The following is a 24,219-nucleotide window of genomic DNA, read 5'->3' as shown; positions in this document are numbered from 1 at the left end:
AGAAGGTCTCATCAACCGCCGGAGCAGTTCGCAACGGCTGTTTGGTATACGAGCAGCAGGGGCAGAACGTGGTCGTGCTGCTCGATACCCCTTCCTGGTACGCCTGGCTGGAAACAGCGACCACTTTCACGTTTACCTGCGAGGAGGGAACCTTTACCGCGCACAAAGCACGCGCTGGCAATCAGCGCGGTGGGTGGTACTGGCGAGCCTATCGGCGCAAGCGAGGACGACTCTCCCGCTGTTACCTGGGCGTCTCCCCCAATCTCACCCTGGCGAAACTGCGTGAGGCGGCGAGCCGCCTGGCAGCAGATGCTGAAGGTAGAGGAAGCAGTCACGCAGATGAAAGTGCGCCGCCACTTTCGCACGTTCCCCTCTCGTTTGAGGGGCTGACGTCGAGCGTGATCCTGCAGAGCACCATCACTCCACCGCGCCTGCCGATGCAGCATGTTGCGCGCCCCCACCTGCTCGCGCTCCTGGAGCAGGGCCTGCGAGGGCCAGTGACGCTGGTCTCGGCTCCTGCTGGCTCTGGCAAAACCACGCTGCTGGCCGAATGGGCTGCCATGACCACGAGACCGGTGGTCTGGCTTTCCTGCGAGGAGGGGGAGAACGACCCGGCGCGCTTCCTTTCCTCACTCATCGCAGCTTTTGCGCGCGTCGATGCGCGCCTGGGCACCATAGCTCAGACCGATCGGCCCTGGCATCCCTGTGAGCACGAACGGATCCTGACTCGTCTCCTCAACGATCTTGAACGCCTGCTCCAGCACGAGACGGTCTTGATCCTGGATGACGTCCACGCTCTCATGACCGAGGCGAGTCAGGCCCTGCTGCTCTTTCTGCTGAACCATCTTCCCTCGCGCCTGCATCTGCTGATCGGCACACGGGTGGATCCGCCGAGGCTTGCGCGCTTGCGGGCACGTCAGCAGATCGCTGAACTGCGCAGAGAAGCTTTGGGGTTTGTGCCCTCCGAAGTCGAGGCGTTTGCGCAGGCGATGGGACTCTCGCTCGGCTCTGAGGCGATCCGTCTGCTGGAAGAGCGGACCGAGGGGTGGATTGCCGGGATCCAATTGCTGATGCTGGTCCTGCGCGGGCACGCCGATGCTGCAGAAGTGCTCCGGGCGACGGATGTGACCCCTCGCTTTCTCCTGGAGTATGTGTGTGAAGAAATCTTGCTCCAGCAATCACCTGAGATGCAGCGCTTTTTGCTCCAAACAAGCGTGCTGGATCGGCTCACCGGGCCGCTCTGCGAGAGTGTTGCTGAAGCGGGTGGTGGACAGCAGAAGCTGGAGAGCCTGCTGCAGGCGAATCTCTTCGTCAGTGCGCTGGATGCCACCGACACCTGGTACCGCTACCATCCGCTCTTTGCCGAAGCGCTGCGCACACAGCTACAGAAGCAGGAGCCAGCGCTGGTGCCGGAATTGTATCGTCGAGTCAGTCGCTGGTATGAACAGCACGGGTGGGCAGAGGACGCCTGTGAGTATGCGTATCGAGCTGGCGACCTGCCTCACGTGGCACGCTTGCTGGCGGAGCTGGTGCCATCTTTGGTAGAGCAAGGGAAGCTTGTGCGCCTCGGCCACTGGCTGGATCGGCTTCCGCAGGAGATCATCGCGGCCTCGGTGTCCCTCTCTCTCGCCTGGATCTGGACCCAGCCCCTGCGCACGTCGCAGCCACATGACCCGGAGAGGGTCATCGAGCGCCTCACAGTGCTGCTCAAGACGCATGAAAAGGACGATCCCGAGACACAGGCAGATCTGCAGCGGGAGCTGACGCTGCAACAGGCAACGCAGGCGCTGGCCCGAGGGGATATCCCGCAGGCGCTTTCCCGCGCTGCGGAGATGACGCGTTCGCTCACGGGACCTGAGACGGCCTGGAGTCGGTTCACCCTCTGGCGTCAGCAGGTGCTCCTTGGGGCTGCCTATCGCGTCAGTGGGGATCTGGAGTCCTCGGAGCAGACCTTGCGGCAAGCCTTGCCTGCTGGCGGAACCAGCCCCAATTTCGTGGTCATCGCCAGTCTCGATGAGCTGTACGAAGAGCTGGGGCGATTACGCGAACTGGGACGACTCTATGAGGACCTGTTCCGCGCGCTCGCCTGGCACCACCATCTCCCGTCCCTGGCTCTCGCCCTGGCGCATCAGCGCTATGGAGTCCTGTTGTATGAGTGGAATCGCCTGCAAGAAGCGGAGTCCGAGGCCCGGCAATCCCTCGAACTGGTTCCACACCTGGATCTTGCTCGTCACAGCCCCTGGCTGACACTGCTCGGGCTCGGAGTCCTGGCGCGTGTGGCCCTGGCGCAAGGCCACAGCGAGCGGGCCAGGCAGCTCCTGGAGAGCGAAGCGTTTGACGTGGCGCAGTTTCCAGTTCCCCAGGCGAGCAAAGACGTGTTGATCCTGCTTCCGGTCCGCCTTGCCCTGCGCTGCGGGCAGCTTGATCCGGCCTTGCAGTGGGCCTCAACCTGCGGGTTCCACGCTGACGATCCGTTCACGAGTTCCCTGGGGAAGGGTCGCTACGCGGGCTATGTCACGTTGGCGCGGGTTTTGATCGCGCGTGGACGAGGCCACTCGAATGCCCTGGCGCTCTCTCAAGCACAGATTCTGTTGGACCATCTGCTGGAGATCGCCGTCGGGACAGGCGCTCATGGTTGGCGCATCGAGATCCAGATGCTGCGCGCGCTAGCGCTGCACGCCCAGGGCAAGACCAGGCAGGCGCTGGTCACCCTGGGGCCAATTCTCGCCCAGGCCGAGCCAGAAGGCTATCTGCGCCTGTTTGCCGACGAAGGAGAGATGATGGCGGACCTGCTCGCGCTGATAGCCCCGTTTACTACCGCCTCGCCTGACTACCTTCAGCGCATCCAGGTAGCGATTGCCCCCGTGCGAGCTGCCCGGCCCGCTGTTTCGGATCTCCCAGCACCACTCCCGTCGCCCGTTGAGCCGCTGAGTGAGCGAGAGCGCGAGGTCCTCCAGCTTGTAGCCGAAGGTCTCTCCAATCAGCAGATCGCGCAGCGCCTGATGCTCAGCCTGCACACCGTCAAACTCCATGTCAAGCATCTTCTGGCCAAACTGGGTGCCACGAATCGCACCCAGGCAGTGGCCCGTGCGCGTGCGTTACACATCCTCACACGTGAAGATCACATGGCTCCCTCCCAATAACTCTTTGGAGGGAAGACATCCTTCCTTTTTTGCAGTAGACTCTTCAGAAGAAGGTGCATAACAACATGTTATATCTGATATCCTATCCAAGGCTTTGTGGCCACATTCGGAACGATCCGCGTCTGTATGCTGCCTGCGACAACCATTTTGTGCCTGGTGCTGTATTGACGGGCCATTCTTGTCAACGCCACGCACGATCCTTGAAAGTAGGAAGTTCTGGTACATCGATTTATGAATGGATGTCAAATTATAAACACGATTATACCCTGCAATTTTGAAAGAAAGAAAGCAGAACCTATGAACGCGATTGAAATCAACAACTTGACGCGTACCTTCGGTAGCCTGGTGGCTGTGGACGACTTGACGCTTGCCATTCCAGAGGGGACCGTCTTTGGTTTTTTGGGACCGAATGGTGCAGGCAAAACGACCACCGTGCGCATGCTCTCGGCCTTAATTGCCCCCACTCGCGGCACTGCTACAGTGGCGGGACATCGCCTGGGCGAGAACAACGAGGCTATTCGGCAATCCATTGGTATCCTCACCGAGACGCCGGGGTTGTATGACCGACTGAGCGCCTGGCAGAACCTGCTGTTCTTTGCGCAGTTGTATGATCTCCCAGCCGAGCGAGCCGCCTCTCAGGTCGAACGCTTCCTGCGGATGCTCGACCTCTGGGAGAGGCGCGGCGACAGGGTCGGTGGCTTCTCCAAAGGCATGCGTCAGAAACTGGCGATTGCACGCGCCTTGCTGCACGAACCAAAGGTGATCTTCCTGGATGAGCCAACGTCTGGCCTCGATCCTGAAGCCGCGCGCGTGGTGCGCGACTTCATCAAGGAATTGCGGGCCGAGGGACGGACCATCTTTCTCACCACGCATAATCTACCAGAGGCCGATGAACTCTGCGATCTGATCGGCGTTTTTCGCTCGCGGCTCCTGCGCCTGGGCACGCCAGCAAATTTACGCACTGGCATGTTTGGCACAGGTACCCAGGTGCGCGTCGTCGGAGATGCCACACAGTGGATCGAGACCGTCCGCGCCCTGTCCTTTGTTCATGAGGCGAATGCTGAAGAGAACACGCTCTTTGTCCGTATCGATCATCCCGATGATCAGAATCCGGCGCTGGTGCGAACCCTCGTGAATGCAGGTGCACAGATACGCACGGTGGAACCGATCTCCCATTCGCTCGAGGAGGTCTACTTGGAACTGGTGGAGAATGAGCGCGAAGTTGCGGCTGTCAGCCACTAAATCATGAAAATGGAGCAAAAACGAGTATGCACAAAGTCTTTGTGATCCTACGGAAAGAGTTCATCGAGATTGTCCAGCAACGGATCCTCCTGTTCAGTATTCTCCTCCCGCCTTTGCTGTTCGCAGTAATCCCCCTCATTTTCCTGCTACGGAACGGCAATGGGTCGCGTGCCAGTGCTCTTTCCATTCCGTCACTCGGCGGGTTGACGCTTCATGAGTACACCCAGGGAGTGCTCGGAACGGCGTTCTCGAACCTGTATATTCTGCTGCCGATGATCGTTCCCAGTATTATTGCGGCCTATAGTATCATTGGAGAGAAGAACAACCGCACGCTTGAGCCGGTGCTGGCAACGCCCGTGCGCAGGTGGCAACTGTTGACGGGCAAGATTCTGTCGGCGTTGCTGCCGGCGATCATAGTCACCTGGATCAGTGGTGGCCTTTTCATCGCTGAATTAGCCATTGTTGCTGATGCGAATGTCGTCTCCCACGTTGCCACAGCGGGCTGGCTGACGCTCTTCATTGCTGGCACCCCTCTCTTAGGCCTGATCGCGGTCGCCATCATGACGGTCATTTCATCGCGGGTCAACGATACGCGTACCGCGCAACAACTCTCGATCTGGGCGGTTGTTCCAATCATCGGGCTCATCCTGGGCGAGCTCTCAGGCCAGTTTGAGCTCACCGTACAGGTGGCGGTCATTGTCATCATCATCCTGATCCCCATCGCACTACTCTTGACCTGGAGTGCCACCCAACTGTTTCAGCGCGAAACCATTCTGACCCGCTGGAATTGACACTGCCTGGCATAAATGCCGAGGGATTCTGCTACCTTTCATCCGACGTGCCACTGGTGATTGTTCACCAGTGGTAGGGGCCAGATGTCCAGGAGCGTTTTACACCCGCGCAGGGGTGTTGGTTTCCGTCTGCCCGACGCTACCATCCAGTGCCTTTTTTAAGATGTTGCGCGCCGCATTATTCCCACTATCCCCTCATTCCCAACGCCGGTCGGCGTCAAGTATGGTCTGTCGAAGATGTACCAGGGGAAGAGGTGCCCAAAGAAGAGCAGGTGCTCATGTATCGTCGCATTCGTTAGACACTTACTCAGTCTATCAGGTTGAACCTGCCCCTCCCAAAGCGATTAGCGCTCATTCCACATCGCAAGTAATCAGAAAACGAAATATTGAGGGAAAGGATGGCAGGGCTTGTTGCAACCAGGGGCGGTACCGTACCCAATCAGTTATCGCCTGCAGCGTCGTTGCTCCCGCCATTTTCGCGAGCAGGACAAAGGTCAGTATGAGTGCTAACGAATATCTCTTTCCATGCTTTCCTCGTGTATCTGTGAGTTTCATCATGGCCTCGTAGATCGAGAATGCTTCGCTCTCCGCGTTCCATCCTGCCAGTTCCCTGGCTTCATTGACTATGTTATAGTTCATCTAGGGTGAGTCCTCGTTTCGTGACGTTTTTTGTTATCATCACTGTAAATGGATTGTCTCTTTGAAATTGTGTAGTACTACCTTTTTATCCCACTGAATATATGTTAATATCAATTTATAGGCTATTAGTACTGTTATTGAAAGAAAGATTTTTATGATAAATAAATTATCATATCTGTTGTCTGCATGTGCAGTGATCACGCTCGTTATCTTATCGGGGTGTAGTTTACCGGGCACGAGCACAAGCACGATCACGAATATTAATCCTGGCCCCAATCCTGGCGTCCTGGACCCCCACAAACAGTACACAGTGAACTTCTGGGAGGCTTTGGATACAGGCGCCAATAAAACTACCCTGGCTAGTCTGGTGAAGCAATACACCAATGCTCATAAAAATGTCAAAATCAACGTACAGTCATACGACTCCAGCACGTTGGGGGAACAGTTAAACACAGCTACCGCAGCCAAACAGGCACCAGCCATCGTGCAAGTCAATGACAGCTGGTTTACATTGTATCAGGAGAGCGGTGGTATCGTTCCCCTAAAACCATATATTACCGGGAAAAATGGGCTGAGTCAGTCGGACCTGTCAGACTTTTATGCACCACTTCTGAAAGATGGTCAAGTTGATGGTGAGCAATATGCGTTGCCCTTTAACAAAAGTGATGAAGTTCTGTACTATAATGCCACTCTCCTGAAGAAAAACAACATGCAGCCGCCGACGACGCTGACTGACTTTGTTACCGATATTAAGAAACTCACGAAATCCGACGGCTCACAGTGGGGATTGTCTATGACTCCGAGCACGGATGAATGGGCCACGATCTTCAAAGATCTGGGTGGCAAAAACTTCCTCTCATCAGATTCTCGGTCCACGCTCTTTGATCAGGGTAGCGACGCACAATATGCTCAGCAGGCACTCGATCTGTTCGCACCACTGGCAAAAACAGGTGCCGTACACGTCACCACTGGATATAGCTGGCAGAACGATTTTACTAGCCAGAAAGCAGCCTTCGCATTAGGTACAAGCGCCAGTTATCCATTTCTCAAAGCACATGGCGGCAGCACATTTGACTTTAATGAAGTCGCCTTTCCCGGAGGTCCCGCTGGCCAGTTCACTGCACTCTATGGAAACAACCTGGCCTTGTTCAGTGGAGTCAGCGTCGATACACGCAACGCTGCCTGGGACTTCATGAAGTTCCTTACGAGTACCGCGTCGAGTATCTCTTTTGTACCGCAGACAGGCAATCTGCCCATACGGCAGAGTGCCTATAATAGTCAGAGCTTGCAGCACTACTATGCTCAGAATCCTGCCAGCAAAGTTGGCCTGGCGCAAATACCTCATACCTACGTCGCCTCGGCTGCCTTTGTCTGGTATCCGTGCTCCGAGGATATCACGAGTAGTTATATCAGCGTCCTGAATGGACATAGCATGGCAGCCGCAACCGTGCAAAATATGGCCGAATTATGTAAGGGCGACATGTCTTAATAAGCCCAGGAGCGCCGCTCTGTCAATAGATATGCTGTCCCCGTACTTATACGAGATCTTTGCCTTTGGCTTCCCTTTGACGTTGGAAACCTGGCAAAAATTAAAAAGCCCTGAAAGGATGGACATGCATGTTGACAACCGAGGAGTTTCATGCTTGGTGTCAGCGCCTTCAGCTGACACCCGAAACAGAGGCGCTCATTACAACTATTCGGGAATCTTCTCCTGTGCGTAAGGTGCGAGGGCGTGCACAGAATGTGACTGGCCGCTATCCTAGCCCCAAGATGGGCGTCTCCATCCAATTTGAAAGCCAGCATGTAGAAGCGAGCGAATCAACGTCTAGAACACATCCTCCTCTATGTTCAGGGGGTAGAGGCGACCACACCAACGCGCAGCATTCAACGTTGGCTTCATGCCTATCAACAGGCCGAAGAACTGCATGGATGCGGCTACATTGGACTTCTGGATCGGGTAGCGGAGCGTGGCAATCGGACCAGACGTGCTCCTGAAGCCTCGATGCAGTTGCTTTACACCTTCCTGAAAGAGCATTACGCAACTCCCCAAGCGAAACGTGCTGCGGCGCTCTACCAACTCTATGTCTCAGCGTGTGAACGCACACATCTCCCTCCTGTGAGTGAACGAACCTTCTATCGAGAGCGAGCACGTTTTGCTACTCCAGAAGTGACGGCGGCTCGCTTGGGACGCCGAGCCGCCTACAAAGATCAACCACTCTTCTTCTACCTGGACCAGATGACGCCACGTCACGGGGAGCGTCCTTTTGAGCTGGCCCATCTGGATCATACAGAGTTGGATATTCTGTTGGTTTCCTCGGTCACAGGGAAACCATTAGAAAAACCCTGGCTCACGCTGCTCACTGACGCCTACAGCCGACGCATTTTGGCCTGCTATCTAAGTTACGATCCCCCAGTTATCGATCTGCGATGATGATCTTGCGACTCTGTGTCCAGCGCCATCTCGCCTCGCGTTTTCTCGCTGAAGAGTCGAACCGGGCATTTGTTCCGGTGGTCTGGGTAGAAGCACGTCCTGGCGATTACGGGACCTATGCCCGTCTGGATTACTATCGCCAGGTTCTCACGGCCCTTCGAGAACATGCCGCCGTGAAAGATCGACTCATGCAAGTCGCTCTCATACCCAGAGCTGGCCGAAAGATGATGGATGTGGTCGAATCGCTTGATCTGCGTGAAGCCGTCGAGTATGCGTTAGAACGGTTGCAGGTCAAAGCCATCGTGATCGATGAAGCTCAGAATTTGATGCAAGTGCAGGCACCACTTCGGCCTGTGGACCAACTGGAGTGGCTGAAAAGCATGACCAATCATACCCAGGTCCTGCATGTACTGGTAGGCTCCTATGATCTGTTCGAGTTTCGTAATCTCAATGGACAAGCGGCCCGACGTGGACGAGATATTCATTTTCCTCGCTGCCGCATCGAGCAAAAAGCGGAACGTGCTGAGTTTGTAGGAGCCCTTCACTATTTACTCTCACACGTTCCGCTGACCTGTGATGTAGATCGCCTGTTGAAAGAATGGCGGTGGTTTGCCGAATGGAGTGTGGGTGTATTGGGATCTTGAGAGATTGGCTCGTGGAGACGGTTGCAGCACTCTTAGCAGAGGAACGTATGACCTTGACCCTTGAAGCACTCCAAGCTCATGCACTCCAACCAGGCCAGCGGGTCCGTCTAGAAATGGAAGCACGAGCAGGTGAACAGAGGCTATTGCAAAGAGCAACGCGAGGTGCTTATAAACTGGGCAAATTGCACAGAAAAAAATTTAGTGAAATGGACATTTTAACCATTAGTGCCGGAAATAAAACACGTTTCAGGCTTGCCCGAAATGATGAAAGAGGTCGGCATTTCAAGCCAGAGATGGAAGATAGTTTAGAGCTGTCTTTTTTCTCTACGTATATATATGCGCTTATTCTAGCTCTCCTTATAGTCAAAGAGTGATCGTTTTTGACGATCCGAAGAGTTTCTACGTTAATTGGAGAGTTTTTATGAGCCATAATGATGATGTTACATCCACAGTAGAATCAAACGTATCCCATACCATTGGGCAGTCTGAGCATGCAAGTCTGTCGCGGGCTGGCTTTTTGAAGCTGGCGGCTGGCGCACTGGGCGGGACTACCATGCTGGCCGGGATGGTCCCTACGACGCTGGCAGCTTCGGCGCATCAGGACACTTCAAAGGTGCATCAGATACAGGCTGCGCCGGTAGGTATTTTCTATATTACCAGTTTGTTGGATGACTATGTGTTGGACGTCAGTGGCGGTAGCCACGCGCCTGCTACCCCGCTAATCGCATATCCCCGTAATACGCCTTTCTCCTATAACCAGCTCTGGTATCTGGCGGGAGATGGCTATATTGTCAGCCTGTTGACCGGCTTTGTGCTGGACATTAACGGTGGCAGTACCGCTCCTGGCGCACGGATTATCGCCTATCCAAAGAACATCCCACCTTCTGACAATCAGAAATGGTATGTGTCTTCACAGGGCTATATTGTCAGTCGCTTGAATGGCTATGTGCTGGATATCAGCGGAAGCAGTACCGAGGCTGGCGCGCCCATCATCTCGTATCCCCGCAACTTCCCGCCCTCCAACAACCAGCGCTGGCGCTTCGTTCCCGCCTTCTAGATCCACACCCACACCAGACGCCCCAAAACCCGGCCTGGACAATACCGCTCAAAGAACGAGAATGACGAAGAATGACGAAGAGATGGAGGTGCGGCCCTGGCACCACCTCCATCTCTCCATCTTACCTGAGAAAACGTTTAATAGGTTATCCTGCTTTAGGTGCGGCTGGCGCGCTATCGTAGGCTTGTTCTTGTAGGATCTGGTTGCGGCGGTTGCTGGCGGCTTTGCCGGCAATGCCCCCAATGGCTCCCAGGAGCAGGCCGACGGAGATGGAGATGATCAGATTGTTGAGTCCGCCGATACCGATGGCGCGCAGCAGGAGCTGGTCAGCGGTGGTCGAGAAGGGGGGATGCAGATTTTGTGTGGTGGCCTGGATGATGGTCTCGGCTTCTCGACGCAGGACGGAGAGATGGGCGATGGCTAGCAGGAGTGAGCCAAGAAAAGCAACCAGGGAACTAATAATGCCGGTCCACAGGCCTGCGAACGCGCCTGTGCCCACACGTCCCGTCTCCTGAGCTGCCCGCTGGCCCGCCGCCAGATACATAAACAGCACAATCACCAGGCCGAATACGCTGATTGCAAAGAGCACATTCCCATCATGCACCGTCCGACCCAACAGACGGAGCGCGACCTGAATCACACCCAGCAGGATACCAAAGACAATTCCCTGCTCTAATGCCGGGCTGCCTCTTCTCCGTACGATAGTTCTTTCCTTCATATCCGGGCCCCTTTCTTAACATACATAGCCTGCAAGCATTACGCCTGCACAAGCATCACGCCTGGTAGCATCCAATCGTTACAGGCCATAGTACGGGTCGTATGGGTCATATGGGTCAGCGGAACCAGGAAGCCTGGCGTTTTAAAGGAGAGGATAAGGTTAGAGATCCTTATGATCATTTTTCTTTTGAAATTTATTCTTCTGTGATTATCTGAAAGCTCTGGAGAAGGCAGGAGTTGGAATTGCAAAATGTGCTAAAATACTGCTCTAAGGAAGAATTGAACACCTGTTTTTTAGTGAGAAAGTGAGCGGCGAGCATGCGCATTATGATTGTAACGGACCAGTATCCGCCGATGGTTGGTGGGGTACCCAATGTGACTTTTGGCCTTGCTACCAGTTTTGTGAAGCGCGGCCATCAGGTCTGGGTGATTGCACCTAGCTATGGTGCACGTACGATCCGGCGCAGTGAAAATGGCGTGGCTGTCAGCCGTTTTTCGTCCTTTGAGTGGCCGACCTATAAGGATTTACGCATTCCTTTTTTGCCGTTCGCCTCGATTCGCCAGTTGATCAAGCAGAGCAAGCCGGATATTGTGCATGTGCATTCGCCAATTGTGCTGGGCAATATTGGCCGGATGCTGGCGGCAAATCTACGCAAGCCGGTGGTGGCGACCAATCATTATGTGCCCAGCAATATGTTGAGCCGCGAAGTGCTGGCCGATCCTATTTTTGGCAAGCCATTGAGTGATATTACCTATTCCTATCTGGTCCAATTTTATAATCGCTGCGAGTATGTGACCTCTCCCACGCGTACCGCCCTCAATCTCTTGCTCGAACATGGACTACGTGCGCCATCCGGCGTGATCTCCAATGGCATCGATCTGAGTAATTATGCGCCGGGACCGCCTGAGCCGGAGGTGCTGCGTCGCCTGGGCCTGCCCGAGGATCGGCCTGTGATCCTTCATATCAATCGTCTGAGTCCAGAGAAGCGCATTGATGTGCTTTTGGATGCCGTGGCGAAGATGAAGACGCCCGCCCATGTGGCGCTGGCAAGCACGGGACCGGCGGAGGCGGAGTTGCGAGCGCAGGTTGAACGACTCCAGATCGCTGATCGTGTCACCTTCCTGGGCTTTGTACGCGACGCCGATTTGATCCCACTGCGCCGCTCTGCCCGCCTGTTTGTCATTCCTTCCGAGGCCGATTTACAGAGTATGGCCCTGATGGAGGCGATGGCCTGTGGCCTGCCCGTGCTGGCCGCCGATTCCTATGCCCTGCCCGAATTAGTCCATCATGAGCAAAATGGGTTCCTGTTCCAGCCGGGCGCGAGTGATGAACTGGCTCAGCGCATGGATCAAGTGCTGACGGATGAGGCCATGCATGCTCGTATGGGGGCCGAAAGCTTAAAAATCATCGCCGAACATGATTATGTCAAAGTTTTGGAGCAATGGGAAGTCCTCTATCACCGCCTGATTGCTGAGTTCAAGGATACCCATAGCCATCGTTCCCGGCAACGCCTGCACACCTCCACACGACTCTGATACGTGGGAATGATACCGTCCTCGTAGCGGCAAACTCTAGATTGCCTTGATTGTATGCTTGACTTTTTCCCCTTCGATTGGATAAACTGTATCTATCAGGGTTACAGTATAAGAAAGAAAGAATTGAGTCAGCGCTTGCTGTGGATAGCGCGGCTCAAGAACGCACAACGTCCCCGTACCTGTTGCTGAAGATGCTTTACGCGCCATGAGACGGAGCCTTGTGGATTATGTAAAGGATGATCGTATTGGTTCGCGTCACTGTTGACCGGGGTGTGCAGTGTAACAATCTGATGTGTCTGACCTGAGAATATACGTGTTCTACGCGTATGGTCAGATGGACAGACAAGACACCCTATCAGTCAACACAATGTACATACATATATTGTTATGGAACGCGAAAGGAAATACGAAGATGAGCAATACTAATATTACCCCATTGCGCAAGCCTGCCGAGGCTGCCCATCCCATCCATGAACTGATCAGTGAGCGTTGGAGCCCGCGTGCGTTTTCGACCCGGCCTGTTGAGCACCAGAAATTACACAGCATCTTTGAGGCTGCGCGTTGGGCCGCCTCAGCTGCCAATTTTCAGCCCTGGTCCTTTATTTTCGCCGTCAAAGAGCATGCCGAGGATCATGCACGTATCCTTGAGACGCTGGTTCCCAATAATGCCGGTTGGGCGAAAGAGGCTCCAGTTCTAATCATTACCGTCGCCAAACTCTATGACTTCGCCGGTCGAGAATACCACAGCTACTACGACCTGGGCATGGCTGTCGAGAACCTGGTCATCCAGGCTGGCGATCTTGGCCTGGTTGTTCATCAGATGGGCGGATTTGACGCCGACAAGGCGCGTGAACTCTTCAATATTCCAGCCGGTTATAATGCCCTCACCGTCATCGCCCTTGGCTATCCCGGCTCTGCCGACGACCTGCATCCCGTCCTGCGCGAGCGCGAACTGGCCCCCCGTGAGCGCAAGCCTCTTGAAGAATTCGTCTTCGAAGGAAGCTGGAAGCAAGCCGCCCCGGATGCCCAGGCTTAACCCGACCAGACACTCCATATTCCGTTGCCAGGATGGGCAGGGCCCCCTTTTCAGGTGCTTTCCCCAAATCCTGGCACTATTTTTCTCTGTGTCAGTAACCGTTTTAAAATAGAGGATACCAGACCCGGGCATTCTGGAAGAGGCCCACTGTGAAGATATTATTATGTTTTTCCTATTCAGGCAGCAAATGCACCTTTATCGTCATCGCGGAGATATCGCCACATCTGCCACTTTCCAACCGCCCTGACAAAAAAGTACAGCACCACAATCAACACTAACCAGCTCACATCAACAGCTGCCCCGCTCCAACCCATCACCATCCCCCCGCCATACAATCCATAGGACATACTGTTCGGACCTGGAACGACCCCAAAGAGCTGATCGATCCACATCTGGAGCTGAGAAAGCAAAAACATATCAATGATGCCCGCCGCAATCCGACGTGCCAGCACAAAGCCATCAGTGCGCCGCAACTCCGCCCGAGCCGTCATAAAAGCATCCCACGCCATACAAAATATCCTCCTGACATCTACACAGGTTACTCTCTACTCTACTATCAATAGACGTATATCCTGCCAAAAATAAAAAATCCCCAATAAAGACGTAGGTGCGGCACGAACGAACGTGAGTCCCACTTTCCCGTCCCACGTACCGACATCGCGCCCATAAGCAGTAATAATGCCAGAGCAGGGAACTGAACGTTGGGATAGCGATGTAGGTGCGTGCCAAGGCCGCAGCCGAGGTGCGCTTTCCTCATCACGCACGAGCCACGCGCCCGTAGGCCGTACCTCACCTACCATGCGGGTTCGAATCCATCACCAGGGGGCGAGAAGTTCGTACGATAAACGGAGCCTCACCGTGAAGGTGCGGCCTTCTCTGTTGGGGATTTTCCCCAAATGCATCTCTGTGTCAGGGTGTGTTGGCGTTGGGGAGATGATCGATTGTATGTATTTATTGGATAAAGCCATCACTCTTTGCAGATGATGGCTCCATTCAGTTCTTTTATCGTTTGTTTGTTCCGAAGCCTGGAAGGCTCAGGCGGAGAGCAGGATCGTGTAGCCGTCGGGATCATTGACGAGCGCGAAGTAGACGCCGAAGGGCGTTTCAAAGGTGTATTGTTTCCCCTCATCGTATCTGCTGCGTTTTCACAAAGAGACATGCTTTTTCTCTCTCTCCTGCGGGCACGATGAGGGTACTTCGGCCTGAGTCACGATGAGGGGAAACAATACACTTCATGCTTGAGCGTTTCCTCAAAATGGTGTATCTCCTGTACACTCTCTTTGCGGATCAGGATCTCTTCTACGACGACCGTCTGTTTGGAGATCAAGACCTGCTCTTCACGCACCAGCACCCGGATCGCCCCATCCCCTGGTAGCGCCTCATCCTCCGGTGTTGCGGACGGATCTGCGGTGCCTGTGGATTGAGAGGATTGCATGGATTGTGGGTAATTCAGGTTGGGGCTACTACTGGTCTCAGGATGCATTGTGGGCACCTGCTGCTCTACCTGCTCGCGTGAGAGACGTTCAATCGTGACGATTTCTCGTCGTACGGGTACAGTAAAGGTCTTGTTTTCGGTAATCACTTCCTTATGGATGCGTATCTCGCCAGCGCTGACGACCTGTTTGTTGACCTTTGCGACCTCCTGGCGCACCTCGATCGTGCGATCATCACCCGGGGTCATGGGGAGAAACACATGATAAGCACCATTGCGATGCAGGAGATCCTGCACCTCAAGATAGCGGTCCTTTGGCTCGACCGCGACCAGCGTCGAACCCTGCTCCAAATCCTCTTGATAGGTTTGCTGCTGATCTTCAGGCAGATCCAGATCGGCAAATGCCGCATCCGGTTGCCCCCGATTCGTCTCTGGATCGGTAAAGAGCTTCTTGAGTGAGGGAAGCACGCCGCCAGAGTGATGCCCTACAACACGCATCTCGCTACGATCCCAGCCCAAACCTTCAAGCTCGTCCAACGCCTGTTCTGCAAGCGTGCGGTCACGGAACATACCCGTCACCATACTCGACTCATCAGTTGACATGATCCTTCTCCTCTATTGACATTCAGCCTAAAAAGAAAGTGTCATGAATGTAGTATACCCCACAACGCCTTCTTATAGTTAGTGAACTTCCGTTGCTGGGATGGGAATTCTCTCTATACGCCACCGAAGCCATCAAGTTGTGATGTATAGATAGGAAGCCGTAGGCGCGGCACGCAGCGTCGCAAGGTCCGCGCTCTCTTGATCGCACGACCCTCTCGTCTATAATCTCACAATCCCCAGCAGGGATTTGGGGAATTGCACAAATATCAATCGTAGAGGATGTTTATAGCGGATCGAGGGGGAGGCCCATTAGATAGGCGTCGATAAATGTATCGTGCAGGTACATGTCGCGGGTGATGATGCCTTCCTGGAGGAAGCCGTGTTTCTGGTAGAGATGAATGGCGGCCAGGTTGTCGGTCCGTACGCGCAGGTTGATTTTGCGGAGCGTGCCGGTTTGCCGCGCCCAGGCCAGGAAGGTGGTGAGGAGATGGTTTCCGAGGCCGAGGTTCCAGTATTTCTGGATGACGGTGATGCCGAATTCGCCTGCATGCCGTGTTCGCTGCCGTTTGCCAGGGCTGAAAGTGAGCACTCCGGCAATGTTACCGGCAACTTCGGCGATGAGATAGCAGCTGTCTGTCGTGGCTGCGATTTGCTGGAGATAGTTGCGTTCTTCCTCGACGCTCAGCTCGAATTCACCCGGCCCGAAGCCGATGTTTTCGCTCTCGTTCGCGATCTGCTCGAAGTAGGCCAGGAGCTGCTCGGCATCCCCTGGCTCGGCGTGCCGCACAATGAGCGGTTGCTGGTTTTTCAGGATCAGATGCTGGATTTCTTGTCTGGCATTCGCGTTTCTAGCGCACATAGCATTCCCTCTTTTCTCTCGCTTGTTCCTCATCAGTATCGCATAGATCAAAGACTTCATCAAGAAAGCGTCCAGTCAGGATTAGCTCATTTCTGCATAATTAATCAGTCTTGGTCGCTTCACTGTTTCTATATACTAAAGCTGAAATGACGTACTGTGCGTCCTTTATTTGTTCTCTCATCTTTCTGTCACGTCTATCGTACAAGAGGTCATCATCTTGCATGGTTGGCAGTATTTCAATGAGGAGATGATCGTCGTATGCTACAAACACCTGGCAGGGCACTCTGCCCGCCACCAGAAATGGTTGAAGACACTACTTTACTGACAGGCGATCCACCGCTGGCACCGCCGAAATGGCGGCAACGTAAAAATGCTATCTGGATTCCTTTTATCCTCTTGATTATCGTGCTGGGGGGCTTCTTCTTCAGGCCGCTGGATTGGGCTATAGGCTTTCCTGGACAATTGATGAGGCCGACGCAAGGACCGGGCATCAATGCCTATGGTGTTCTGCAAGCTCCAACCTTTAATCTGGTCTTTAGCTCGTCCGTCACGGGCGTGATCAGTGATATTGATGTCGCCATTGGGCAGCATGTTGTGGAAAACCAGGTCCTCTCCCATCTGGGACTAAATACCTATGTGGCACAGGTCCATGCGGCTCAGGTGGCGGTGGATGCTGCCCGTGAGGAAGTGCGGGCCGCAATCATCCATCTGGAGGCCGAAGATCGTTTTATTGCCGCCTCGGTCCATCTGGCCCGGGTAACCTTGCAGGCGGAGAGAAACAATCGTCAGGCCTTGATCCGGCAGGCGCAGGCGAATATTCGTTTTGCCCGCGTGACCTTGCAGGCTGATCGAAATACCCTGCGTGCGGTCATCGAGGCCGCTGAAGCCTCAGTGGCGTCCGCCCGGTTGACCCTGATCTCGGCATTACAGGCCTGTCAGACCGCCGCCGCCACCGCGACCCCCACCAATGGGAATGGCTCGGATGGCGCGTCCCAACCATCACCCCTGCAAAGCTGTATACAAGCGGCTGAAGCGGCCTTTAGAGTCGCCACCACCTCCGCCCGTGTGAGCGTTGTAACAGCGCAGGGGACCGTGCGAAAGGATGAAGCGGCTCTCCAGCAAGCTTTCGCTAACGCTGATGTGAGTCTGGTCGCGGCAGCGGGACGTATCGCGGAAGCTGCCGCGAGCATCCAGGTGGCGCAGGCCAATCCTGATCGCAGCAACGCATTCTTATCCCTCACAGCTGCCGAGTTCACTTATCGCACCTCGCTTGCGAACCTGCTGATCGCCGAACAACTCCTGTCCTTTACCGCCTTACGCGCCCCGCATGATGCAGTCGTCACAGCGATCATCGGTTCCATTGGTGGACAGCCTGGCGCGGTCAATAATCTTGTGCCCTCCGGTGGCCTTGAAATCCAGAGTGATCATGGCGGTCTCACCTTCATTCAGCTCGTTGACATTGACCATATCAACGCGATCCAGTGTTTCGTGGATGAAACGGATATCTCCAAAGTGCAATTTGGACAAACTGCCGTCTTCACGCTGAAAGCGCTGGGAAAGCGCAAGCTCACCGGCACCGTCAACGAGATTTCTGCCAACGGATTAGGCTATCCGAACACTACAAATACCAGATTTCCGGTGTTCATCTCTATACCCCCAGAAAGTACCCATGACTCTGGTCTCTTCTCAGGTATGACCGGAAACGTCGTCATCTCGCCATAAAAGATTCATTAAAGATGAAGTGTTACAGGGAAGAGCCAGAAAGCCTCGCCTTACTTAAAAGAGCGGGGCTTTCTGGCTCTTCCTTCGGTAAATCCTCCTCCTGGCTTCTCTTCTCAAGCTGTTTCTTTTGTCTCTCTGTTACGAATCTCTTCTGTTGGGAATTTTTATCTCGATTGTTATGACAATTCCGGCCTCATTTGTGTTAACATTGATCAGTATGGGTTTCACGCCTGCTTTTGCTATGATGTTGATAACCAACACGCTGATCGGGATCGCCATATCCATTCCAGTGGCAATAGTGGCTGTTCCTGTGGTACGGGTGATTGTGAGTAAGTGCATTATTCAGGAGGATTAGATAATGATGACGCAGCCAATCGATGACGGAAGCCAGCTTTCTACGGTACCACGATCTTCTCACACCGTTGACAATGATGAACGGCGTCTGGCGCTTGTACGGGCCGCTTATGCTGAGATCGCTGAAAAAGGATTTGAAGGATTGCGCTTACGCAGGGTTGCTGCTGTGGTTGGTATTAATCAAGCGACCATTCATTATTATTTTCCGACGAAAGAGGCCTTGATTAAAGACGTAGCTGAATATATTGTTGGCTTGAACCTGAGCGCAAATACGACGTTATATCCCCAGGCGCAAGATGGGGAAACGTCACTCTCTCTTTTTCAGCGTTATACTGCGGAACTGCAACGGCGTATTCCTGAGGACGCGTTGTTGTTCCGTGCGATGTGTGAACTCTTTTTACGTGCCGGACGCGACGAGCGCATCCACCGTCTGATTGTAAAAACGGACGCACTCTGGGAAGCATATCTCATTAACATCCTGGATACCGGCATGCAGGAAGGCACGATTCGGAAAGATCTTGAGCTACAAAGTACGGCACGCATGATCATCGCCTTCGTCAAAGGGATCACCCTGCAGCTAGACGCGCAGCCCGACGACATCACCCGCTGCCTGGAACAACTTGAACTCCTGCTCAGACCCAGACCCTGACATGGTTCTTGGAACTCGATCCATGCAAGCCCATCTCGATAAAACCATCAAATGCATCCATTTCTAGCAGGGGGGGTTGACACGGTAGGCGTCGATGCCATATACTTCACATGTGAACGAAAAAATTGACGGGATAGACGAAAAGATCTTGCGTCTCCTTGGTCTGCTGTATCGAACCGAGAAAACAACTGAAGCACACATCAACCCGTTGTTGCAACCAATCGGTTTGACGTGTGCGCAGCATCAGGTGCTCCAACATCTCATCATGGCTGGAGAGCCTCTACCATTGGGACTGATAGCCGAAAAGTTGCACAGCGTGCGTTCAAATGTGACTCAGATGGTCGATCGTCTGGCGGCTGAAGGACTCGTTGAGCGCGTCTTTGATCCTGCTGATCGACGACGGGTACTAGCACAAATCACACAAGAGGGACACCGCCGCTTTGAGGCTGCGTCACAACTTGAGCGTCAGGTTGTGCAAGAACTAGGTACCTACTTTAGTCAGGAGGAGCGAGATCAACTTATCATACTTTTAAGTCGCCTGGAAAAGGCCTGGGCTTAATCTCATTTTTTTGTCCTATAGTTCATATATGTACAGTGCAGGTATGAATAAAATGGAGGATAGATTTATGTCCATGAAATTTGGTGTAGCAGTACCCAATGGTATAGTTAATGAACTGGTGGGAATCAAAGATCCGATAGAAGCCTATGAAACGATGACGAACGTTGCTCTGACAGCTGAGGAAGTAGGCTTTGATACGGTCTGGGTTTCTGATCGGTTGTGGCCTGATAATTGGCTTGGGAGTGCTATTGAAACGACACAACCTTGGGAAGAGTTTCTCTTTGAGTGTTGGATGACGACGGCAGCACTGGCACGTGATACCAGTCATGTGCGCATTGGTCAGATGGTCACCAACAATGTCTTTCGCCATCCAGCACTGCTCGCGAAAATGGCGAGTACGGTTGATGTCATAAGTCATGGTCGGCTCACATTAGGAATCGGGGCAGGTAGCCCTACCCATGCTCCTCAGTTTCATGCGTACTACGGCAACGACTATCCAACGTTCCCTGTTCTCTCTGCCCAATTAGACGAAGCAGTTCAAATTCTCCTCGCCATGTGGACTCAGGAGAAGGCCACATTTGAAGGAACATATTATCAGGTAAAAGGAGCAATCAATCAGCCCAAAGGGGTGCAACAGCCTCATATCCCCTTGCTGATTGCTGGCAGCGGCGAGAAGGTCACGCTTAAACAGGTGGCTCTGTATGGGGATGCCTGTAACTTATCTGGCGATCCCGCCACGATTGAGCACAAGTTGGCAGTACTGAAACGGCATTGTGAGACTGCCGAGCGCAACTATCAGAGTATTCATCGCACCGTGGGGCTGGTCTGTATTCTTGGAGATACTGATGAGCAGGCTCTGGCAAAAGTTCCTGAGGGATTAAGACCCTTTATGAGCTTCTCCGCGCTGGTTGGCAGTCCCGCGACGATTCGCAAACGTATCATAGAGTACGAGGAAGCAGGCGCACAGGAATTGCTCTTCAGGTTTCCTGAGCCACTGAACCTCGATATGATCCGGCGCTTCGCACAGGAGTTCATCGCTTAGCTTTTGTTAGACACACGCGAGAGAGACGGGAAGAGATGGGATGGTTCCCATAGGCGTTTAGGCGTTAACTTGTCGAGACAAACCGACAGAGATAGCAAGGGAGAGGAATCATGGAATGAGTTTTCCTGTTCCAGGCTCTGCCTGGAACAGGAAAACTCATTCCACACGTATATTACCTCTACTGACGCCGAAGGGGAAGTATGTCAGTGTGCTTTATTCAGGGCAGGTAGCACCTCGTGAGCTAATAGCTCCAGCGTGGTAAGCTCACGAGGAAAGTCTCTGGCCACGATGATATAATAATCAAAGCCCATTTCAATACACGGCTGCAGCTGTTCTACAATCTGTGCAGGCGTTCCTGTAATGTGCATGCCAATGGGCTCCTGCAGCTTTACCAGATTTTCGTCCAACTTTTGCTCTGTTGGAGCACAATAGCATTTCACCAGTAAGGTGCGGCGCAGCGTCTTTGGGTCACGTCCTATCTCTTCACAGGCGGCATCCAGAGCCTTCAACTGCTCTCTGGCCTTATCTAAGGTCGTAGCTGTTGTATTCCACCAATCAGCGTAGCGAACAACGAGGCGCAGCATACGCGGCTGAACGCCGGCGATAAGTATGGGAGGAAGCGGCTCAGGACGAGGCAGACACTTCGCGTTGTGTACCTGGTGATACTTGCCCTCAAAAGTGACGCTCTCTTCACGCCACAATGCATTGATGATCTGCAACTGCTCTTCCAGTTCGCTGATTCGCTGCCCGGCTGGTGGAAAGGGACGGTTATAGGCTCTTGCCTCTTCCTCGGCCCAGCCAGCGCCGATACCCAGAATAAAATGACCCTGGCTCATATATTGAAACGTAGCTGCCATCTTCGCCAGCAAAGCAGGATTGCGAAAGAGCTGGTTGAGCACGAGATGTCCATAGCGTAATTCTGGGCGCATTCCCGCGAGATAAGTCAACGTCGTCCAATTTTCCAGAATTGGAGTTGTACCAAACTGAACGTGATCAGGGAGCCAGACACCATCAAAGTGTCCTACAATTGTGTCAAGCGCGGCACGGAGCTGATTGAGATGCTCGTGCTGTGAAGAACCCAGGTTGCCGATGGCCATGGGGTTAAAACCAAATTGAATCTGTGCCATAGAATCTTTCTCTCCCCTTTTAAATGCCTTTTCTTGTCGCCTTGAAATTTAACATGCTACCTCTGGTATATATATGCCATCTATTACTCAAATGGGTGGCGAAAGCGCCTGCTGCGGACTGTTGTCAGGCGGGACCATGCAAAGCCGTCGCCTGGAGCAACCTCACTTTCTGGGAATAGTATAGACACAAACGGATGTTGTACCAAGAGTAGAACTACACCTGGCGTGCGACTCTGCACCCGGGGATCAATCTTAGGTTGAATGAGGGAACAATGTCATTACATATTCCTGAGAAGAGAGAGGATGATGCGCTCTCCAGAGAGCACGCGCATGTATTGCAGCAGCTTCTGGTGGCCATTGAGGCGGTGCGCATCAGGCGTCAGGAGCAGTATCGCGAGCAGCGCCATCTACAGTTGAAGCGTTTTACACAACAAGAACTCAACGACGAAGCCTGCCCGACCTATAAAAACTGGCTCATAGGGCGCTCCCGGCGTTTGCCGGAACGTGCGATGCTGATGCAGATTGCTGACTATCTTGAGTGCAGTCTTAGTGAGCGCAACGAACTGCTACTGGCCGCACAATATGTGCCCGAACAGCCTGAGTGGGAGAGCGCCGATTTGCAGCGCGCCCTGGAGTATGCGCAACAGATTATGGTCACATTACCCTATCCGGCTGCTGTAGTCACGCACACGTTCCAGGTGCATGCTGCCAATGAACTCTTTCTGCACCTCTTTGGGCTGCCGCCGCTCGCTACGATTCCACCACAGCAGCGTACGACGCCTCATTTCCTCTTGCACCCGGATATTTGCAGGCGTTCGACGATGAGTGCAGAGGCGCGCGCACTCTGGCAGCAACACGCGCTTTTTTGTTTTCAACTTTTCATGCGGCAGAACGCACTCTCGCAGTACGAGCCCTGGTATCAGCAGTACATTCGTGAGTGGTGTGAGCTTCCAGGCTTTCGCAACTACTGGGAGAAGGCGCGAATCGCCAGCAGACAGGAGGTGGCACCGGTAAAGCACATGCTTGCACGCACGGCGATAACAGGCGAGCTGGTTCCCATACGTCTACGCTATATGCAGATCGCCATCAGCGGCAGGACCTCTCCGGCGGTCGCGGCGCTTTTGCCAGACGATGAGGCGACACGCGCTGTGTTTGCCTCTTTCTTGTTGTGATTTTTAACTGATATGAGTCATCCCGAATCAGGATGACTCATATTTTTCTTTGGATGTACATGCTGCGCTTCAACCACCGCCAGACGCTCCGTCAACGCCCTTTGGATTGCGGTAAAAGAGTCACTGCCAAGTACGATCCGCTGTGGTGCTGGCTTCTGGTCAACGCTGTCGATCATGATCGTGACCATTTTGCTGGGATCACCAATCGAAAGACGCGACGTATCTTGAAGAATATGACGGAGCATTCCTGCCGGGGTGCCTTCGTACGCTTCCAGCTTCGCGCCGAGTTGTAAGCTGCCCAACCCGAACGCGGTGCGCGCCCCGCCCGGCTCGACGATGGTGACTCCGATATTGAAGGGCGCGACTTCCTGCATCACCGCTTCCATAAAGCCTTCAATCCCCCACTTGCTGGCGTGATAGAGGGAAGCACCGGAGCCAGCGAACTGACCGCCAGAGGCGGAAAGTTGAATAATGCGACCGCCACCTTGCGCCCGTAAATGTGGAAGAACCGTGTAGTATAAAGAACTTAGAGCGCTCTAAGTCAAGAGGTTTTGGATCTCCCTCAAAAAAAGGAAGTGGGAAACAAGGCGGCGTTCTGACAGTGTCCAGCACAAGATTACGGCGGGCTTAGCGTATGTTTTGCCCGCCGTAATCTTGTGACCTCTATTAGGGATCGTTAATCGAAGTGAACATAAAAAAACGCGCTCCCGAAGGAGCTGCGTATTGCTTACTTTTTCTTTTGTTGGCTGTAGGCCTAATGTTATCCTATGCGGTTTTTCGTAGGCGCTTGAGGCGCTTGCGTTCGATAAACTTCTGGGCTTCGGCATGTTTATCGACGTGGATCTTGGCTCCGCAAAAGATGTTGCGTCGGGCAAACTCTACTGGTGTGGTGGCGATCTCTCGCTCCTTCACACTCTCCACCTCGTAGGCCATAGGGGCGAAGTACCAGGCATCATCGAGACAGCTATAGGCAGGATCATTAGCCCACGTTGGAACCTCCAGCCCATAGGTATGGGCGAGATATTCAGCGCTAGCCGCGCAAAAAACAGCCCATTGATATAGTTCTCGTTCTTGCTCTGTTGCTTCAGGACCCGGCTTGTGCGGCTGTTCCTGAATCGGATCGGCAAGCAGGCTTGCTTGATGTTCTGAATAGTTGCGAAAAAAGTCCATTTGGAAATTTCCCAAAGGAACCCACGGTGCCCCCGGTACCTGGCGCTCGATCTCAGAAAAAATCTGAGCTAGCGTGTGTATCGTTGGGGTAGTCCTGGGTGCATCAATGGTTGTCATAATGGATTCAGTCTCTCCTTTCTCACAGCATTCCTCTGCCCCTAGTATACCATACTGCTACCTTTCTCATACTCAAACGTGTGCAAGACACGCCAGAGCGGTCAGTTGTTCCTGCTTCATCGCCAGTTGCCAGAGCACGGGAACCTTTGAATCAGCCCTCCCGCTTCGGTCTCACAC

At 53.7% G+C, this 24,219-nt stretch carries 26 protein-coding genes and 2 pseudogenes; 17 read left to right on the top strand and 11 right to left on the bottom strand.

Annotated elements, in window-relative coordinates:
• Window positions 1-11: 11 nt before the first annotated feature.
• Window positions 12-461: a hypothetical protein gene (locus F1593_RS29450; RefSeq protein ID WP_235932662.1), complete on the bottom strand. Its 450-nt coding sequence runs from the start codon at window positions 459-461 to the stop codon at window positions 12-14.
• Here F1593_RS29450 and F1593_RS29960 point away from each other — a divergent pair.
• The 4 genes and pseudogenes from F1593_RS29960 to F1593_RS21915 form a co-directional block, all read left to right on the top strand.
• Window positions 438-812: pseudogene (locus F1593_RS29960) on the top strand (AAA family ATPase); the annotation flags it as partial. The gene F1593_RS29450 and the pseudogene F1593_RS29960 overlap by 24 nt on opposite strands.
• Before the next feature lie 258 nt (window positions 813-1,070).
• Window positions 1,071-3,143 (top strand): winged helix-turn-helix domain-containing protein, encoded by a 2,073-nt coding sequence (locus tag F1593_RS21925; RefSeq protein WP_235932660.1) that lies wholly within the window; start codon window positions 1,071-1,073, stop codon window positions 3,141-3,143.
• Between the two features lie 297 nt (window positions 3,144-3,440).
• The gene (locus tag F1593_RS21920; RefSeq protein WP_149403701.1) at window positions 3,441-4,385 is read left to right on the top strand and encodes an ABC transporter ATP-binding protein; all 945 of its coding nucleotides are present in this window, start codon (window positions 3,441-3,443) and stop codon (window positions 4,383-4,385) included.
• 26 nt (window positions 4,386-4,411) lie between these two features.
• Window positions 4,412-5,176 (top strand): ABC transporter permease subunit, encoded by a 765-nt coding sequence (locus tag F1593_RS21915; protein WP_149403700.1) that lies wholly within the window; start codon window positions 4,412-4,414, stop codon window positions 5,174-5,176.
• A gap of 351 nt (window positions 5,177-5,527) precedes the next feature.
• Here F1593_RS21915 and F1593_RS21910 read toward each other — a convergent pair whose 3' ends face one another.
• Entirely contained in the window at window positions 5,528-5,815 is a 288-nt protein-coding gene (locus F1593_RS21910) for a transposase family protein (protein ID WP_149403699.1), read from the bottom strand.
• A gap of 154 nt (window positions 5,816-5,969) precedes the next feature.
• Between F1593_RS21910 and F1593_RS21905 the strand changes: the two genes are divergently transcribed.
• The 5 genes from F1593_RS21905 (at window position 5,970) to F1593_RS21885 (ending at window position 9,947) form a co-directional block, all read left to right on the top strand.
• Window positions 5,970-7,304: an extracellular solute-binding protein gene (locus F1593_RS21905; protein ID WP_149403698.1), complete on the top strand. Its 1,335-nt coding sequence runs from the start codon at window positions 5,970-5,972 to the stop codon at window positions 7,302-7,304.
• A 513-nt stretch (window positions 7,305-7,817) separates the two neighbouring features.
• Window positions 7,818-8,246 (top strand): TnsB C-terminal domain-containing protein, encoded by a 429-nt coding sequence (locus F1593_RS21900; RefSeq protein ID WP_149403697.1) that lies wholly within the window; start codon window positions 7,818-7,820, stop codon window positions 8,244-8,246.
• On the top strand, window positions 8,243-8,890 hold the full coding sequence (locus F1593_RS21895; protein ID WP_149403696.1) for an AAA family ATPase: 648 nt from the start codon (window positions 8,243-8,245) through the stop codon (window positions 8,888-8,890). Before F1593_RS21900 ends, F1593_RS21895 begins: the two co-directional genes overlap by 4 nt.
• A gap of 11 nt (window positions 8,891-8,901) precedes the next feature.
• The gene (locus F1593_RS21890) at window positions 8,902-9,264 is read left to right on the top strand and encodes a hypothetical protein (protein ID WP_149403695.1); all 363 of its coding nucleotides are present in this window, start codon (window positions 8,902-8,904) and stop codon (window positions 9,262-9,264) included.
• A 47-nt stretch (window positions 9,265-9,311) separates the two neighbouring features.
• A complete protein-coding gene (locus F1593_RS21885; protein ID WP_149403694.1) occupies window positions 9,312-9,947 on the top strand; it encodes an RICIN domain-containing protein in 636 nt (211 codons plus the stop codon).
• Window positions 9,948-10,092: 145 nt separating this feature from the next.
• Here the strand turns inward: F1593_RS21885 and F1593_RS21880 are convergent, their stop codons facing one another.
• Window positions 10,093-10,665, bottom strand: a complete 573-nt coding sequence (locus tag F1593_RS21880; RefSeq protein WP_149403693.1) for a hypothetical protein — start codon at window positions 10,663-10,665, stop codon at window positions 10,093-10,095.
• A 38-nt stretch (window positions 10,666-10,703) separates the two neighbouring features.
• Window positions 10,704-10,844 carry a hypothetical protein gene (locus tag F1593_RS28540; protein ID WP_172632341.1) on the bottom strand — a complete coding sequence of 47 codons (141 nt, stop codon included), beginning with the start codon at window positions 10,842-10,844 and terminating at the stop codon, window positions 10,704-10,706.
• A gap of 138 nt (window positions 10,845-10,982) precedes the next feature.
• Between F1593_RS28540 and F1593_RS21875 the strand changes: the two genes are divergently transcribed.
• Complete coding sequence (locus F1593_RS21875; RefSeq protein ID WP_149403692.1) at window positions 10,983-12,200, top strand: glycosyltransferase; 1,218 nt, start codon at window positions 10,983-10,985, stop codon at window positions 12,198-12,200.
• Window positions 12,201-12,236: 36 nt separating this feature from the next.
• Here the strand turns inward: F1593_RS21875 and F1593_RS28535 are convergent, their stop codons facing one another.
• Window positions 12,237-12,407, bottom strand: a complete 171-nt coding sequence (locus F1593_RS28535) for a hypothetical protein (protein ID WP_172632340.1) — start codon at window positions 12,405-12,407, stop codon at window positions 12,237-12,239.
• Between the two features lie 205 nt (window positions 12,408-12,612).
• Between F1593_RS28535 and F1593_RS21870 the strand changes: the two genes are divergently transcribed.
• On the top strand, window positions 12,613-13,236 hold the full coding sequence (locus F1593_RS21870; RefSeq protein WP_216368957.1) for a nitroreductase family protein: 624 nt from the start codon (window positions 12,613-12,615) through the stop codon (window positions 13,234-13,236).
• A gap of 176 nt (window positions 13,237-13,412) precedes the next feature.
• On the opposite strand, the gene F1593_RS21865 is transcribed toward F1593_RS21870, so the two are convergent.
• From F1593_RS21865 to F1593_RS21855, 3 genes are all read right to left on the bottom strand, one after another.
• Window positions 13,413-13,745, bottom strand: a complete 333-nt coding sequence (locus tag F1593_RS21865) for a hypothetical protein (RefSeq protein ID WP_149403691.1) — start codon at window positions 13,743-13,745, stop codon at window positions 13,413-13,415.
• Between the two features lie 698 nt (window positions 13,746-14,443).
• Entirely contained in the window at window positions 14,444-15,271 is an 828-nt protein-coding gene (locus F1593_RS21860) for a DUF2382 domain-containing protein (protein WP_149403690.1), read from the bottom strand.
• Window positions 15,272-15,554: 283 nt separating this feature from the next.
• Window positions 15,555-16,130 (bottom strand): GNAT family N-acetyltransferase, encoded by a 576-nt coding sequence (locus tag F1593_RS21855; RefSeq protein ID WP_172632339.1) that lies wholly within the window; start codon window positions 16,128-16,130, stop codon window positions 15,555-15,557.
• A 258-nt stretch (window positions 16,131-16,388) separates the two neighbouring features.
• Here F1593_RS21855 and F1593_RS21850 point away from each other — a divergent pair, with 258 nt between their 5' ends.
• From F1593_RS21850 to F1593_RS21830, 5 genes are all read left to right on the top strand, one after another.
• Window positions 16,389-17,852, top strand: a complete 1,464-nt coding sequence (locus tag F1593_RS21850) for an HlyD family secretion protein (protein WP_149403688.1) — start codon at window positions 16,389-16,391, stop codon at window positions 17,850-17,852.
• A 127-nt stretch (window positions 17,853-17,979) separates the two neighbouring features.
• Window positions 17,980-18,207: a DUF2798 domain-containing protein gene (locus F1593_RS21845; RefSeq protein ID WP_503826831.1), complete on the top strand. Its 228-nt coding sequence runs from the start codon at window positions 17,980-17,982 to the stop codon at window positions 18,205-18,207.
• Window positions 18,208-18,210: 3 nt separating this feature from the next.
• Entirely contained in the window at window positions 18,211-18,855 is a 645-nt protein-coding gene (locus F1593_RS21840) for a TetR/AcrR family transcriptional regulator (protein ID WP_149403686.1), read from the top strand.
• Window positions 18,856-18,949: 94 nt separating this feature from the next.
• Window positions 18,950-19,414 (top strand): MarR family winged helix-turn-helix transcriptional regulator, encoded by a 465-nt coding sequence (locus F1593_RS21835; RefSeq protein ID WP_149403685.1) that lies wholly within the window; start codon window positions 18,950-18,952, stop codon window positions 19,412-19,414.
• A gap of 67 nt (window positions 19,415-19,481) precedes the next feature.
• Window positions 19,482-20,456, top strand: coding sequence for an LLM class flavin-dependent oxidoreductase (locus F1593_RS21830; RefSeq protein ID WP_149403684.1), 975 nt, complete (start codon window positions 19,482-19,484; stop codon window positions 20,454-20,456).
• A 203-nt stretch (window positions 20,457-20,659) separates the two neighbouring features.
• Here the strand turns inward: F1593_RS21830 and F1593_RS21825 are convergent, their stop codons facing one another.
• Window positions 20,660-21,583: an LLM class flavin-dependent oxidoreductase gene (locus F1593_RS21825; protein WP_149403683.1), complete on the bottom strand. Its 924-nt coding sequence runs from the start codon at window positions 21,581-21,583 to the stop codon at window positions 20,660-20,662.
• Window positions 21,584-21,855: 272 nt separating this feature from the next.
• Here F1593_RS21825 and F1593_RS21820 point away from each other — a divergent pair, with 272 nt between their 5' ends.
• Window positions 21,856-22,755, top strand: coding sequence for an MmyB family transcriptional regulator (locus F1593_RS21820; RefSeq protein WP_149403682.1), 900 nt, complete (start codon window positions 21,856-21,858; stop codon window positions 22,753-22,755).
• A gap of 17 nt (window positions 22,756-22,772) precedes the next feature.
• On the opposite strand, the pseudogene F1593_RS21815 reads toward F1593_RS21820, so the two are convergent.
• Together F1593_RS21815 and F1593_RS21810 are read right to left on the bottom strand one after the other, a co-directional pair.
• A pseudogene (locus F1593_RS21815) lies at window positions 22,773-23,264 on the bottom strand (SDR family NAD(P)-dependent oxidoreductase); the annotation flags it as partial.
• Between the two features lie 256 nt (window positions 23,265-23,520).
• Window positions 23,521-24,042: a hypothetical protein gene (locus F1593_RS21810; protein ID WP_149403681.1), complete on the bottom strand. Its 522-nt coding sequence runs from the start codon at window positions 24,040-24,042 to the stop codon at window positions 23,521-23,523.
• Window positions 24,043-24,219 lie beyond the last annotated feature (177 nt).

Origin of the sequence: Dictyobacter arantiisoli, from assembly GCF_008326305.1 — a bacterium.
Classification (GTDB): Bacteria; Chloroflexota; Ktedonobacteria; order Ktedonobacterales; family Ktedonobacteraceae; genus Dictyobacter; species Dictyobacter arantiisoli.
This window is presented reverse-complemented; position numbering and strand designations above follow the sequence as displayed.

Bases quoted from the DNA above. Each gene is read 5' to 3' on its own strand.
- F1593_RS21810 (WP_149403681.1), bottom strand. From the start codon at position 24,042: ATGACAACCATTGATGCACCCAGGACTACCCCAACGATACACACGCTA.
- F1593_RS21905 (WP_149403698.1), top strand. From the start codon at position 5,970: ATGATAAATAAATTATCATATCTGTTGTCTGCATGTGCAGTGATCACG.
- F1593_RS28540 (WP_172632341.1), bottom strand. From the start codon at position 10,844: ATGATCATAAGGATCTCTAACCTTATCCTCTCCTTTAAAACGCCAGGC.
- F1593_RS21875 (WP_149403692.1), top strand. From the start codon at position 10,983: ATGCGCATTATGATTGTAACGGACCAGTATCCGCCGATGGTTGGTGGG.
- F1593_RS21915 (WP_149403700.1), top strand. From the start codon at position 4,412: ATGCACAAAGTCTTTGTGATCCTACGGAAAGAGTTCATCGAGATTGTC.
- F1593_RS21870 (WP_216368957.1), top strand. From the start codon at position 12,613: ATGAGCAATACTAATATTACCCCATTGCGCAAGCCTGCCGAGGCTGCC.
- F1593_RS21860 (WP_149403690.1), bottom strand. From the start codon at position 15,271: ATGTCAACTGATGAGTCGAGTATGGTGACGGGTATGTTCCGTGACCGC.
- F1593_RS21840 (WP_149403686.1), top strand. From the start codon at position 18,211: ATGATGACGCAGCCAATCGATGACGGAAGCCAGCTTTCTACGGTACCA.
- F1593_RS21880 (WP_149403693.1), bottom strand. From the start codon at position 10,665: ATGAAGGAAAGAACTATCGTACGGAGAAGAGGCAGCCCGGCATTAGAG.
- F1593_RS21835 (WP_149403685.1), top strand. From the start codon at position 18,950: ATGCCATATACTTCACATGTGAACGAAAAAATTGACGGGATAGACGAA.
- F1593_RS21920 (WP_149403701.1), top strand. From the start codon at position 3,441: ATGAACGCGATTGAAATCAACAACTTGACGCGTACCTTCGGTAGCCTG.
- F1593_RS21865 (WP_149403691.1), bottom strand. From the start codon at position 13,745: ATGGCGTGGGATGCTTTTATGACGGCTCGGGCGGAGTTGCGGCGCACT.
- F1593_RS21925 (WP_235932660.1), top strand. From the start codon at position 1,071: ATGCTGGTCCTGCGCGGGCACGCCGATGCTGCAGAAGTGCTCCGGGCG.
- F1593_RS21820 (WP_149403682.1), top strand. From the start codon at position 21,856: ATGTCATTACATATTCCTGAGAAGAGAGAGGATGATGCGCTCTCCAGA.
- F1593_RS21900 (WP_149403697.1), top strand. From the start codon at position 7,818: ATGCAGTTGCTTTACACCTTCCTGAAAGAGCATTACGCAACTCCCCAA.
- F1593_RS28535 (WP_172632340.1), bottom strand. From the start codon at position 12,407: ATGGCGCGTAAAGCATCTTCAGCAACAGGTACGGGGACGTTGTGCGTT.
- F1593_RS21830 (WP_149403684.1), top strand. From the start codon at position 19,482: ATGTCCATGAAATTTGGTGTAGCAGTACCCAATGGTATAGTTAATGAA.
- F1593_RS21910 (WP_149403699.1), bottom strand. From the start codon at position 5,815: ATGAACTATAACATAGTCAATGAAGCCAGGGAACTGGCAGGATGGAAC.
- F1593_RS21895 (WP_149403696.1), top strand. From the start codon at position 8,243: ATGATGATCTTGCGACTCTGTGTCCAGCGCCATCTCGCCTCGCGTTTT.
- F1593_RS21850 (WP_149403688.1), top strand. From the start codon at position 16,389: ATGCTACAAACACCTGGCAGGGCACTCTGCCCGCCACCAGAAATGGTT.
- F1593_RS21825 (WP_149403683.1), bottom strand. From the start codon at position 21,583: ATGGCACAGATTCAATTTGGTTTTAACCCCATGGCCATCGGCAACCTG.
- F1593_RS21855 (WP_172632339.1), bottom strand. From the start codon at position 16,130: ATGTGCGCTAGAAACGCGAATGCCAGACAAGAAATCCAGCATCTGATC.
- F1593_RS21885 (WP_149403694.1), top strand. From the start codon at position 9,312: ATGAGCCATAATGATGATGTTACATCCACAGTAGAATCAAACGTATCC.